The 13,972-nt window shown below is 42.7% G+C and carries 11 protein-coding genes and 1 pseudogene; 1 reads left to right on the top strand and 11 read right to left on the bottom strand.

Annotated features, from left to right (window positions below; translation table 11 throughout):
- Positions 1-5 precede the first annotated feature (5 nt).
- From FKX85_RS12445 to FKX85_RS12395, 11 genes and pseudogenes are all read right to left on the bottom strand, one after another.
- On the bottom strand, positions 6-887 hold the full coding sequence (locus tag FKX85_RS12445) for a glycosyltransferase family 2 protein (protein WP_141615035.1): 882 nt from the start codon (positions 885-887) through the stop codon (positions 6-8).
- 2 nt (positions 888-889) lie between these two features.
- A pseudogene (gene cysC / locus FKX85_RS12440) lies at positions 890-1,512 on the bottom strand (adenylyl-sulfate kinase).
- Between the two features lie 236 nt (positions 1,513-1,748).
- Positions 1,749-2,564: an ABC transporter permease gene (locus FKX85_RS12435; protein WP_141615034.1), complete on the bottom strand. Its 816-nt coding sequence runs from the start codon at positions 2,562-2,564 to the stop codon at positions 1,749-1,751.
- Positions 2,565-2,986: 422 nt separating this feature from the next.
- Positions 2,987-3,718, bottom strand: coding sequence for an endonuclease/exonuclease/phosphatase family protein (locus FKX85_RS12430; protein ID WP_229239613.1), 732 nt, complete (start codon positions 3,716-3,718; stop codon positions 2,987-2,989).
- Between the two features lie 82 nt (positions 3,719-3,800).
- Positions 3,801-4,961 carry an Sb-PDE family phosphodiesterase gene (locus FKX85_RS12425; protein WP_229239612.1) on the bottom strand — a complete coding sequence of 387 codons (1,161 nt, stop codon included), beginning with the start codon at positions 4,959-4,961 and terminating at the stop codon, positions 3,801-3,803.
- A gap of 103 nt (positions 4,962-5,064) precedes the next feature.
- On the bottom strand, positions 5,065-6,816 hold the full coding sequence (locus tag FKX85_RS12420; RefSeq protein ID WP_141615032.1) for a RagB/SusD family nutrient uptake outer membrane protein: 1,752 nt from the start codon (positions 6,814-6,816) through the stop codon (positions 5,065-5,067).
- A 21-nt stretch (positions 6,817-6,837) separates the two neighbouring features.
- On the bottom strand, positions 6,838-10,368 hold the full coding sequence (locus FKX85_RS12415) for a SusC/RagA family TonB-linked outer membrane protein (protein ID WP_141615031.1): 3,531 nt from the start codon (positions 10,366-10,368) through the stop codon (positions 6,838-6,840).
- Between the two features lie 127 nt (positions 10,369-10,495).
- Positions 10,496-11,512: a FecR family protein gene (locus FKX85_RS12410; protein ID WP_141615030.1), complete on the bottom strand. Its 1,017-nt coding sequence runs from the start codon at positions 11,510-11,512 to the stop codon at positions 10,496-10,498.
- A gap of 114 nt (positions 11,513-11,626) precedes the next feature.
- The gene (locus tag FKX85_RS12405; protein ID WP_141615029.1) at positions 11,627-12,169 is read right to left on the bottom strand and encodes a sigma-70 family RNA polymerase sigma factor; all 543 of its coding nucleotides are present in this window, start codon (positions 12,167-12,169) and stop codon (positions 11,627-11,629) included.
- A 123-nt stretch (positions 12,170-12,292) separates the two neighbouring features.
- Positions 12,293-12,580, bottom strand: a complete 288-nt coding sequence (locus FKX85_RS12400) for a SelT/SelW/SelH family protein (protein WP_141615028.1) — start codon at positions 12,578-12,580, stop codon at positions 12,293-12,295.
- Positions 12,581-12,677: 97 nt separating this feature from the next.
- Positions 12,678-13,196 carry a lipocalin family protein gene (locus FKX85_RS12395; RefSeq protein WP_141615027.1) on the bottom strand — a complete coding sequence of 173 codons (519 nt, stop codon included), beginning with the start codon at positions 13,194-13,196 and terminating at the stop codon, positions 12,678-12,680.
- Positions 13,197-13,414: 218 nt separating this feature from the next.
- On the opposite strand from FKX85_RS12395, the gene FKX85_RS12390 reads away from it, so the two are divergent.
- On the top strand, positions 13,415-13,909 hold the full coding sequence (locus FKX85_RS12390; protein WP_141615026.1) for an SRPBCC domain-containing protein: 495 nt from the start codon (positions 13,415-13,417) through the stop codon (positions 13,907-13,909).
- The last annotated feature ends 63 nt before the right edge of the window (positions 13,910-13,972 follow it).

The following is a 13,972-nucleotide window of genomic DNA, read 5'->3' as shown; positions in this document are numbered from 1 at the left end:
CAGTCCTATTTCTTGAATAAAAGAAAAACAGATCCATAAAATCCAAAAACCCTTAGACCTAATAAAACTTCTCCTTTATAAGCAATAAATAACTGATACCACATAAATTGCTTAATTAGTCTATTCCTGCTAGAAACCTTAACACCCTTACTATTCCTTAGAGCATCAAAAGCCTTCTTCCTTGCCAAACATTCATGGTAGTAATACATAGAGCCTTTATTTCTTGCATTACTCATACTTCCAACATGGCTTCTGATATAACATAAAACTTCTGAAAAGACTGAAACTCGAACGCCCTTAATTAAACTTTGTAAATGCATCAACCATTCTTGCGAATTCATTAATTCTTCATCCCAAATAGAATGATTTTTTTTATAAAAAAACGATTTTCTCCATAGTCCAGTACATACTCCCCAACGAACCCTTCCAGCGACATAATTATCTAACGAAATCGACTGTTTAACATTCCCCCAACTACCATTTAGATTCCGTGTAGGTTTTCCATTCTTTGATTGCGAGAATCTCATAGCTTCGCATATACTTAAGTCTGAATTTTGATCTAATAGATTCTCAACTTGCTTCTCCAAAGCTTTGGGATGTAATAAGTCATCTGAATCCATCCATTTTATACATTCTCCTTTAGAAAGTGAAAAACCATAATTTCTACATGAGTTTGCTCCTTTTGGAAAAGAAAAAGATCTTTTAAAAAATCGTAACCTGTTGTCAATCTTAATCAAACGATTCATCTCTGTCTCTGTCTGGTCGGTCGACCCATCATCTACAACAATTATCTCTAATTTTGAATAGGTTTGAGCAAAAACAGACAATATGGTTTCTACTAATAGTTCTGCTCGATTATATGTAGGAATAATAACTGAAACCATCATCTCTATAAGTTTTTCTTTTTTACTAAAAACCTCTGTTTTTTCGTCAATATCTCATTGATAATGATATGCATACAAGATTTAACATCCTCCATAGAAGTATCTATCTTCAAATCTGCTTCCAATGGGGATTCGTAAGGAGAATCGATACCTGTAAAATCCTTGATGATCCCTTTTCTTGCTTTTTGGTAGAGGCCTTTTACATCCCTTTCTTCACACACTTCGAGGGGCAGCTAACATAGATCTCTATAAAGTTCTCATTACCTACCAACTCCTTGATCATTTCACGCTCTTTCCTGAAAGGAGAAATAAAGGCGGCTATCACAACCAACCCTGCATCTAGCATTAATTTGCTTACTTCTCCTACCCGGCGGAGATTTTCAACCCGATCCTCCGACGAAAATCCCAAATCCTTATTCAGCCCCGATCTCAAATTATCCCCATCCAAAAGAAAGGTTTTCAGCCCATTTTGGTGAAGTGCATACTCTGTGGCATTGGCCAAGGTGGACTTTCCTGATCCTGAAAGCCCCGTAAACCAAATCAATAAAGGCTGCTGCTCCAATAGATTTACCCGATCATACTGACGGATTTTAAATTCCGTCGGGAAAACATTATTTTCTTTGTTCATTATACACTTCTAATAGGCATTATACTATCGACCTTTCTCCATGAGGTTCACCCATGGCTACAAAGCTTACACCCTTCTGAGATGCTTTCTTTTTTTGCTTGGTCAACTTCCTTGTCCACATTTTTTTGTTACAAAATGTCTCAAGACTCACGTCTAGTTACTATAATCTCGCTACTTGATACTTGCTTCTAGCTACATCGATCTCAAGTCTCACATCTCAATACTTTCTACTTCCCTTACGCCACATCCGCAAACACTCGCTCCATCCGCCTGAAATAAAACATCCCAAAGACAAAAAGCACCAAAGCTACCATTGCTCCTGGCCAGATCCATTCCCAGGGTATGGGGCGGTCCAGGAAGGCGGCACGGAAGCCTTCGATCACGCCGACCATGGGATTCAGAATATAAAATGACCGATACTCTTCGGGGACGGCAGTCGTGCTGTACACTACTGGCGCTGCGTACATCAGCAGCTGTACCAAAAAGGTCAGGGCATGTTTGACATCGCGGTATTGTACGGCCATGGCGGACAGAATCATACCAATGCCCAGGGAGGTCAGCAGCAACTGAACAATCAACAGCGGCAGAAAAACCAGTCCCCAGCCCGGCATGACCTGAAAATAAATCAGAAAACCCAAGACCACCAGAAATGCAATGATAAAGTCCAACAACTTGGAAAATATCGAGGCAAGCGGCAGCACCATCCTTGGAAAATACACCTTGGTGATCATCCCGGAATTGGCAATAAGACTATTGGCAGACTCGGTGAGGGTGCCGGAAAAATAATTCCACGGCCACAATGCCAAATAGGAAAATAGAATGTAAGGCATCCCGTCAGAGTCCACTTTGGCCAGATTTCCAAATACTACCGTAAAGACCAATGTCGTAAAGAGAGGCTGAATAATCGCCCATGTCACACCCAAAATACTCTGCGCATAACGTGCCTTAATGCCTCGCAAAGTCAGGAAGTAAAGCAGGTCCTTATACCGCCAGAGCTCTTTGAAATCTACCAGCTTCCACCCCTTGGATGGTTCTATGATCTTTGGTTCCAATATAGGTCGTTGAATTGTTTAACTGATGACGTCTTTGATTGGCTTTTGGCTTCCTGCTTTGGACCTTCAGCTCCAGACGCAGCTTCGCCAGGTCAATCACAACCAGTGATGTATACAAAACCTTAAGAGTAAAAAAATTACTCATGAGTAACAAAATTACTCGTAAAAGGTAAAATTGCAAGTAAACAAATGGTGAATTACTGTCAGTAATGGTAAGTTTCGGAATATAAAAAGTATAGGCATTTCGGACATATGATTACCAAATCAAAAAAATGTCAATAGACCTATATTTTATGTTACTCATTAAAATCGTAAACCGCAATCCTCCTTATCGATTGGAGAAAAAATAAATAGTGGTCTAAGCCTCCCGACTTAGCCCACTAATCCTAAAGTCTGAGTACCTTCCAAAACCTAAACCAACATTATTCCTCCCCAATCTTCACCTCTGAAATAATCGGCAGATGGTCCGACAAGTGATTTCCTGACACAACCATCGTTTTGATTACTACAGAACATCCCTTTCTACTCACCATTATATAATCAATCTTTTTAATAGGTTGATCAAATGGAAAAGTGTGATCTGCCTTTGATTGGGTATTGAACAGTTTGGTGTTCAGCAACTTTATTTCCTCGGAATGTGGCTCTGCATTAAGGTCACCGGTGAGAATCACTGGAAGATCACAGTCCAAATAACCCAAAACCTCCTTGGCCTGCTGCATCCTGGTGGTCTGGTCCAAGGCAAAATGTACCGTAGCAAAAATAATATCCTGGCCACTCGGTAAGGTCAGCTTGGCAGAGAGTAAAGCCAATGTCCCCTTTTCACCATTGGAGCGAATACTGGTGATACGATCATTCCGTATATCTCTCATGGGATATCTGGATAGGATACCCAATCCATAGGCGCCTCCATCATAAGCAAAGTGCCGTCCAAAGGTCGCTTCCATGCCCGTTATCTTAGCAAAGATTTTCATCTGATCACTTTTCCCAGATCGCTCGCAGATACTATCCACTTCTTGAAGACCAACGATCTCCACCCCGCTTGACTTGATAAACTGTCCAATTTTCTCATGCGTAAAGACTTCTTCACTGTCAGCTCCATGATGGATGTTATAGCTCATCACCTTGAGGCTTTGTCCTGTTACTGTTATGGGCAAACAAAACAGTGTAAAAACAGCCCATAAGCATTTAGGCAAAAAGGGCTGTAAGGAGGTATTTGTCATCAGTCTATTGTCAATACTATTCAAAATCAGAAAACGTAAATTGCGTCAACATTGCTTCATCCGGAGTCACCAAAATATTCTCTACTTTTACCTCCAGTTTAGTCTCATCAGGAGTATCCCAGACCTCTTTGAGCACCACCTCTTTCTCCTCTTGAGCTCCCAGTATTAACTGTCCCAAGGGAAGCAATTCGATATTATAGCGACTTTTGAGCTGTAAGTGGAAAGGGATATCACTGGTATTTTTTAGGGTGACTACAATAATTGGTTCACCCTTTCTGTCTTTTTTTTCTGCATCCACCCCCACTGCAGCCTTAAATAAGGCCTCTGCCTCAGGTTGTCTGGCCACCACATAATCACCAAAATATAATGCAGTTCGCTTGGCCCGCATCGCTTCCTCGACTCCTTCCGGCGTCTTCTCCTCCACAAAAACCAAGGTCATGGGCCTATGGGTGTCGACATAGCGTGGATACATATCATAATGCTCATCGGTGTTGCAAAGCATCGTCAAGTTATATTTCATGGCCATCCTATGTGCGATGATATTGTACCTGCCGGAATTGACCACTTCCACTCCTCCCAGGATTCCTTTATCTAGCAGCTCTTGATGAAAATCAGTAAACAGCACCGTATCTTTCTTGTCCCACCAATTATAGCTCGGGTGATTATAAGAAACAAATGCCCCTTGTCGCTGCGCTTCCAAAAAAGGCTCCATCAGTTGCTCCCTCGTAATGCTGTCTTTCATGATAAATTTCTTATGGGTATTCTTCATGTATTCCATCGGAAGACTATTGGCATCTTCCAGAAAAATGGCATTATGGTGATAAGGAGGCACTCGTGGGGAAATTTCCACTCCTTTGATGACCATCAAACCTTTATCCTTGGCCGCCTCGGCAGCAATCTCATAACTTTTGTTATAATCTCTTTCGATTTCCTCCGGGAACCCCTCATAATCCATGTGTTCGGTAATGGCAATCACATCCATTCCATCCCGCAGGGCCTCATTGACCCGAAAGGTGGGCCAAACATGGCCATCCGAAAATACCGTGTGCATATGAAAATCACCTTTCAAGGTTTGATAACCGGCTATGTCAGGGATAATTATCTTGCTCCTTTGGGCAAAAACATTGCCCAAAGTGCTTAATAGCACCATGGACAATAAAACCATATATTTTTTCATTTCGAATAACGTTAAAATTAAATTTTACTAAACAAGAGATAACATATCCTTGTTATTACCAATCCCTGATTCCTCATCAGGGATTGGCCTGCAACAAAAGCCTTTATTCCCAGCCTGGATTTTGCCCTAGGTCTGGATTGAGTACCAAGTCGCTGTTGGAAATCGGATGCAGGTATTTCTTATCAGGGAATTGACGTTCCTCATTAGCCCTCCAGACGATATGTCCCTTGTCACCTTCTGTCAAAATGGAGTTTGAACCATCAACGACAAAGTAGATCACACCAGAAATCTTTTCGTCCGGAACCGATTCAACAAAGGCTACATCAGGCTTTCCATTTCCATCCAAATCCATCGGTTGGTTTAGCCCAGGTACATAGATCCCCTCCCAGGGCATTTCTACCAAATCACCTTTTTTCCATCGCAACAGGTCATCGTATCGGAAGCCTTCGTAGCAAAGCTCAACACCTCTTTCCCGTCGGATTTCCAAAAGGAATTTATCGCCAATATTCGGGAAATACACAGATTGAAGGTAACTGTCTGTCGCAGCAGGGATCGTTGGATCCACCCCGGCGCGTCCACGAAGGGGTGCAATGGTTTGCTCCCAAATTCCCCTGTCAAATTCACCTAATTCCGCTTTAGCTTCAGCATAATTGAGCAACACCTCTGCATAACGGATCAAAGGAATAGAATTATAAGATTCAGAAATCCCATCCAATCTACTGTCATCCAAGCTGAATTTCAAGATATGATAACCTGTATAAGTGTAGCCAAAATTTGGTGGAGCAGGCGTACCGTCCAGCCTGGTGTAACCCAACGAACGCACAGTCTGCGCCAAACGGAAGTCCCGATTTTCCATCTCACGCACGAATTGAATCGTGTCATAGCCCTGGCGTTCTGTAAACCTGCTGCCATCGGTCATCAGGTAGGTATTGACGAACTGCTTGTTCAGCCCCCATCGGTTACCATATGTGGCACTGTTAAACTTCCAGGTGATATTGTGCCATCTTTTCAAGGCATTATTGTATACCACCGCCCACATTACTTCCTCAGAAACGGGATTTTCGCTGGTAAATATATCTCGGTAATCCGTCGCTGGGCTTCCCGTGTTGTAAATTTGGAATTGCTTGGCATCCATGACTGTTTTTGCAGCATCAGCGGCCTTTCGAAGCAACTCTTCAGCCGTACCTTGCAGTCCCAGCTCATCATGGTACTTTCGGTAAGTTCCCTCAAACAGGCAAACCCTGGACATAAAGGCATATGCCACCTGTCTGGTAACCATAGAAGAAGCATTGTCTTTAGTGTCTCTAATATGGGATGTCGCAAAATCCAGATCCACCAACATCGAGTCGATAACTGCCTCTCGTGAATCCCTCGGCTTGTAAAGATCGGGATCATCAGTAGCCAACGTCTTGGAATACCACGGAACATTTCCGTAGCGTTTCACCATATCAAAGTAAAAATAAGCCCTGAAAAACCTGGCAATTCCCTCGTAATGGTCCCTTGCCTCTTGTGGTATAGCTTCGTTGTTGAAGTTTTCCAGAAAGTAATTGATGTTCCTCAGATCAGACCAGTTCCAAGCCCCTTCATCTACTGAAGAGTACGCTCCGGCTATGAAGTTATTGGATTGGTTTTTAGAGGTAAACTCTCCCATTTCATCGCTTTGTACCACAGACAGTCCACCTGGAACCTGCCGCTGGTAAAAGGAATTGGAATATAGCTCCAGATCCTTTTCTGACTGGAAAAAGGAATTGGGTACCAGCTTGTCTACAGGTTCGGATTCAAGGAAATCTTCACAGGATATCAAAACAGGTACCAAGCCGATTAATGCTATTATTAAATGAAATATCTTTTTCATGATCATTGTCCAGTTTGGTGGTTAGAAGGAAAGGTTTACGCCAAGTGTGTAGGACTTGAGCATTGGATAGGCATCCCCTTGGCCATAACCATTGGTCATATCCCCAAGTGGGTTCTCGATAATCTCTGGATCAAAATTATCCGTATGCTTACTCAAGCCGGTACGGGTCCAAATATTTTGCCCGGTAAAGAAAATCTTAGCCCGCTGCATGCCGATTTTACTCACCCATTGTGTAGGAAGGGAATAGTCCACGGTAATGTTTTTCAATCGGATATAGCTGGCATCCTGCAAGTACCGGGTCTGTGCTGCCCCCAATGATCTTCCGGTTCCCAAAGCCGTATAACCCCTGAGCCTTGGGAAATAGGCGTCAGGATTTTCCTCTGTCCAATAATCGCTCATCATCTTGGTAGGTTGGAAACTGTATGGCCTGTTGTAGATACCCCAGAAAAGATCCGCCTCCGGGGCAAAGTACCAGTCTCTTTTGGCTATACCTTGGAAGAAAGCCGATATCCCAAAATTATTCCAATTAGCATTAAGGGTAAACCCAAATTGATAACGAGGGGCATTGTTTCCGATAATCTTACGGTCACCGGGATTGTTCACCGTGTTGTCCCCTTGGTTAATGACACCATCATCATTGAGATCCGTGAATTTGAGGTCACCAGGAAGCCAGATGTTTCCATTGGAATTGCGCAGGAAATCTTGATCGGCATGGTTAAGGACATCTTCTTCAGATGCAAATAAGCCTTCGGTCACATAGCCCCAAATTTCACCCACATCTTGTCCTACATAATAGCCAGAACCCAATACTTTTTCAGGGTTGTTAAACTTCGTGATGGTGGACCTATTGTCCCAAACGGATCCATTAAAACCGTATTCAAGTGGCTTACCGCCCACAATTGCCTGATCTTTCCAAGTAATGGTAAACTCCCAGCCTTTGGTGGAAAGATCTGCATAGTTGCCATATGGTTCCGTAGCGCCAAACACATTGGGAAGTGGCTGGCCAAAGGTAAACATGTCCGTGGTCATCCTATTATACCAATCGTAATTCACACCCAATCGACCATCCAAGAAGGAAGCATCCACCCCAATGTTAAAAGTAGTGGCACGCTCCCAAGTCAAGCTATTGGGGATCACACCGGGCATATAGGTATAGCCTTTCTGAATACCTTCTAGGATCACGGTTGACTTATTGACAGACATGGTTTCCAAATAACGGTAAGGAGCCACGTTACCATTGCCAAGCGAACCATAGGAAGTCCTGATTTTCAAATTATCCAACCAATTTCGGGTATTTTGCATAAAGCCCTCCTCGGACACATTCCAACCGGCAGATACGGAAGGGAAGAAACCATACCGCTCATCAGACGGAAACTTAGAAGACCCGTCATAACGGCCATTGAATTCCAACAGGTATTTGTCTTTATAGCTGTAGTTTAACCGGTAAAAAGCGCCCAAATACTTCCATTCACTACCTCCTCCACTGATGGTGTAGTTCAGTCCATCAAGCAAGTTATAGTCTGGCTTTTCGGGCACCAATAACCCGTCACGGCTGGTATTCCAGTTTTTGGTAAGAGAACTTTCGATATTATACCCCAAGAGTAGGCCCAGATCATGTCCTTCATTCAGGGTCTTGTTAAATTGGCCCGTAATATTGGATCCCCAGTAGGTGGTTTCATTTTCATACTGTCGCAGCAAGCTGTTCCCAAAACGATTAAGATCTCCAGGGGCATTACTGTAGTTAACGTAGTTATTGACCCTTTTGTCCTTTATAAATTTCTTGGAGAAAGTAAAGTTGGCTTTCAGCGTCAAGAGATCCCCGAAAGGAGTAGCGGTAAGCGTTGGAGTATTTCTTACAAAAAAATTACTTTGGTCGGAGCGACTGTTGCCTTCCAAGAATGAAGCGCCTACGTAAACACCGTTTTGTGAATAGGTGTCGTCAGGGTTGTTCATAAGCAACATTGGGTAACTCTGCACAGCCAAATATCTCCATATGTTGATATCCCCATTCGCCAGCAGCGGATAGCCATAAGTATAGGTACTGAGATCGAAGTTGTTTTCCAGGATCAGCCAATCGTTCAAGTTTACTTCTCCCTTGGCCCGTAAATTATATTTGTCAAACTTATCAGAAGAATAGTTAAATATTCCATCTTGGTGATAATACATCCCAGAAACAAAATATCGGGCATTTTCATTACCACCGGAAGCACTAATAGACGCCTCGGTGGCGGGCATATTATCTTTATGGTGGTATTTAAACCAGTCGGTATTTCCATAATATTCGTACCGTCCTACTTCCTCGACATACTCTACCTTGGGCAAACTGGGATCCTCATCATGCTGACGAAGCCTTTCTAAGTACTCCAAGGAAAAAGGAAAGGTACTGTTTACTGATATGGGATGGGTTTTATAGTCATACCACCCATAAAATGCCTCATCAAAATTCTTTGCCCATTGGTAGCCATTGGTCACCAAGTCCGGTACAACAGTGCGTTTGTTAACAGAATGGTTGAGGTTTACATTGAGCTGGCTTTTGCCAGCTTTGGCTGACTTGGTGGTAATCAGTACCACGCCAAATGCCGCTCTGGAACCATATACTGCTGCAGAAGAAGCATCCTTGAGGATGGTCACGCTCTCCACGTCATTGGGGTTAACCAAGTTAGGATCCCCTTCCACTCCATCAATAAGGACAAGGGCGTCTCCACCAGCACCAATAGAAGTCATCCCGCGGATATTAAATGCTGCAGACCGTGTCGGACTGCCATCCACCATTTTGATGTTTAGGTTTGGCATGGTTCCCTGGAGCATTCTGGTAAGGTTAGGTGCCGGTCGGTTTTCGGTTACTTCGCTGCCCACCTGGTTCACAGCACCGGTAAGGTTGATTTTCTTTTGCTCACCATAGCCCACGACTACTACTTCATTGAGTGCTGATATTTTCTCTTTCAACTGGATATCGATCACATCCTTATTGCCGACAGCCGCTTCCTGGGTGATAAAGCCAACAAAAGAAAATACTAAGACACTGTTTTCGGGAACATTCAAGCGGTAATGGCCATCCAGGTCCGTTGTGGTACCATTGGTAGTGCCTTTTACCAAAACGGTCACCCCCGGAATAGGCAGGTTATTGGCATCCAAGACCGTTCCGCTCACCGTTACTTCCCTGGTGACGGATTTGCCAAAGTGCAGTCCCTTGATCGGCTTAATGCTGATCCGATCATTGACCTGCTTAAAGGCCCAGCGATGTTCCTTGGAGAGCTCGATCAGTACATTTTCCAAAGATTCATTTCGGGCTTCTATGGATATTTTCGTATTGGACGGGATGATCTTATCATCATAGATAAAGGTAAAATCCGTCTGTGATTTGATGTCCTCCAGGACAGTAGGTAAGGGATCCTCCTTCGCCTTGACATTCACGGTAACCTTTTCCATATCCAGATTTTCCTGCGCCTTGCTGGGACCTGCATAAAGAAAATTGAGGAATGCTAACTGGAAAACAAAACCAATAAGGGTGTATTTGCTGATCATACGGATAGCATGTAATATTTTTTTCATAGATTTGTCATGTTTTGATGAATTGTAAGATCATTGAAATCAAGGTCAATAGAATGGCCTGAGAAACTCTTCTATTGTTACCTGGGAGGCCAGTTTTTGTGAACTGGCTTTCTTTTTTCATAGGCAATCAGTAGTTAAAGGTTATGGTAATATTTTTCTTGTCGATCTTGTATTCAAACCGGTAGGAATAGGCTAAACTTTCCAACAAGTGTGTAAGCATGGCATTTTTGAATTCCCCAGTAAAATAAACATCATTTTTTGGCGGATTAGTGACAATGATATTGACATCATACCAGCGTTCCAACATTGAAATGGCTTCTGTCAGGGGCGTCCTATCTAGCCATATCGTACCTTCTTTCCAGGCAATAGCCTGATGTATATCAAAAGAAAACACAGGAGACAATTGTCCTTTCTTAAGCCTCACTTCCTCTCCCGGAGATAGCTGAGCCGATGGTTTAACCTCAAAGGCATGATAGACTTTTACAATCCCCGTAACAAGCTGTACCCGGATGGACGAGGCATCAAAAGTACTGATATTGAAGGAGGTGCCCAGTGCCTCTGTCACCAGCCCGGCACTGTGTACCCGAAAAGGGATGCTGTCCTTGGCCACTTCAAAGAAGGATTCCCCTTCCACAAATACTTCGCGATGGATCTGGCCAAAGCCTTCCTGGTATTTTACTTCAGTAGCGGCATTAATATAGATGACGCTACCATCAGGGAGCTGTACTTTGGATTTTTGTCCAGCAGGATTACAATAGGTGATCCATTCCTCTGCTTTTTGTAGGTCTTCCTGAGCCCCATACTCGCTGAAATATACGGCCAGTGTCGTAGCTGCCAGTAAAAAAGTCACCATGGCCGCCCTTACCCAATTGGGAGTATCCCATTTGGTGGCTTTTTGCTCAGATAGGCTGGAGGAGTGATTATTTTTTTTCAGTTTGGTGTTAAATTTTCCAATTTTATCATGGATTCGGTCAAGCATCCCTGGACCCAAATTGTCCTCCACTGTTTCCCATTTCTCATCGTAAAATTCGTCGTACCAATGATTGAGCTTGGCAAGCTCCTCTTCGTGAAGCGGAATACCACTTAGCAGCTTTCTTAGCAGTGAACTTATCTCTTCGGGAATATTGGCATTGTTGTGTTCCATCAAAGGTAAGTATCACTACTTCCCCTTCCCTACTTGCCAATTTGATTATGAAAAAATTAACCTTGCATTTTCTTGATCATATTAACATAACATTTACAAGGCAAATTCAATAAGCTATAAAAAATAATAGCCTTTTAGCTCTTTCTTAAGATACTTGGTGGTTTTGGAGAGCACATTGTGAACGGATTGGGGAGCCATATTCACTTGGTCACTAATCTCACGGACAGTAAGCCCCTCAAATTTATTCATCTTGAAAATCTTACTGTGGATGGGTATTAGCTTTTCCAGCTTCACTTCTATCAAACTAAAAACTTCCTCAAACTCTAAAGTGACCCCTTCCGTACTTAAACCTTCCAAATGAGCATCACTGAGCTGCTCGTATCGATGCAAATGGTCCACCCACCTAAATACTTTGTACTTAACGGCCGTCAGCAAATAAGCCTTCATGCTGACACTGATGTCAAGGGTCTTGCGACGATTCCAAAAATCAATAAAAATATCCTGCACCACATCCTGTGCTAGATCTTGGGACTTGAGCCGCCCCACAGCCGCTAGGTACATGGTCTCCCAATACTGATGATACAACTGATCAAACGCACGTAGATCATCGTTGCGAATACTTTCCAGCAATTCAATATCGGGGTGACATGCTATCATGGATATTTTCTATTCACCATAAAGATAAAGCGACCTAAGAAAGTATCTGAATAATTAATTTTAACAAATCGTTATGAAATAGCGAGAGAGCATAACTAATTCCTTATTTATAGTGCTAATTTCCTATTGACCATGTATTTTCCTATCCGCATGTCCCAAGGGCTTCTCCGGGGCGATCACATCTCTGACCAATTGCTTCAGTTCGGTGATCTCTGGGAACCTGCCTTTCTCTTTGCGTGACCAGATCAATTGACCATTGGCCTCTACTTCAAAGATCCCGCCCGTACCAGGACAGAGGCTGAGCTCTTCCAATTCCTCTTCAAAAGTGGTCAGCAGCTCCTGCCCCATCCACGCAGCCCTGAGCATCCAGCGGCATTGGGTGCAATAGGTGATTTTTACGTGATTATGCATGGTTGTAAATTTGATCTATCCCAAATTTACAACTACTAGCTGATACAGCAAACCTGCCAAGGGTTTTGCATGCTCCTTGGCAGGTATAAAGTGTCAGTTACTCACGCACAAAGGTATAGGTTCCATCCAATGTGGAAGTATTGGTCACCCCATCCATGGATTGGGAAATTGTAGCGGCGTAGGCCAAAACCATCTTTTCGCCGGTCAATTCCAGAATCGTACAGGTAGCGGGATCTTGCCCTTCCGTTTCCACAGTAAGCTGATCGCCATTTCTAGACCAATTACCATTTGACATAAATCCCTCCATAGGAACCGGCATCTCTTGCTCAATGCCAAAGAAGTCATAGGTAAGCACCACGACATAATCTCCTTCTGCTACAAAGGTTTTTGGCGATTCATTGATCTTCAAAAGGCAATCCAAATCTTCTCCCTTACCAGCAAAATTGGATTCGAAAGTTTCTCCGTCCCAGTCGACAACTGTGATGCCGGAATAGTCCAAATCAGTCAGTCTCCACTGCCCGGTTACATCGCTCTGTACGATGGGCAATTCATCTTCTGTACATGAAAAGGTGAAAATCATCACACAAACAATTACAGTAAATTTGAGTAGTTTCATTTTATTAAAAGGTCAAGTGTTAAAATATATTTTTATATATAATACATTTTTAAGTATATAAAACACTTTTTTAAATATATAAAAATATTTCACTATGATTTCTAAAGCATACCGCTACACCTTAATCCCTTAAAGTAAAAGTTTATCCTGAAAAATCGGACTGCTTACTTTGATCTGCTGGGTTCGGGTCATACCTTCAAGCTATAAATCCAACGCTTATGAGCACTTTAATAATTTTGGAGGCTAAACCCGAATGTGAAATCGTCACTAAGCGGCTGTTAAATTTTACACGAGAAGCCGTCTATACAGTTTGGACTGATCCAAAACATCTAAAAAAATGGTGGGGACCAAAGGGCTTTTCAAATACATTTAACCGATACGATTTTGTGGAAGGTGGAAAATGGAGTTTTGTCATGCATGGCCCTACGCAAGGAAATTACAACAATGAATGTGTTTTTGTTAGGATCAAGCCCCGCGAGTTGGTAGTCTGGAACCATGAGTCACCGCCTGTATTCCAAGGAGAGGTTATTTTTGAAGAAATTTCACCATCCCAGACGAAAGTAACTTACAAAATGAAATTTCATACTATAGAAGAATGTAAAAAGCTCCGGGGAATTGTACCAGGAAAAAATGAAGAAAACCTGGATCGTCTGGAAGCTGAACTCACGATGATAAATCTATCGTATAACGCTTCACCAAATACTTTTGGATAAAAGACAAAGCATGAAGCTTAATTGTCAATAATTGGGCTTAACGTCTTCCCTTTCCATAATTTA

This window comes from Echinicola soli, assembly GCF_006575665.1.
GTDB lineage: Bacteria > Bacteroidota > Bacteroidia > Cytophagales > Cyclobacteriaceae > Echinicola > Echinicola soli.
The sequence above is the reverse complement of the archived record's forward strand: the minus strand, read 5'-3'. Positions and strand labels throughout refer to the sequence as shown.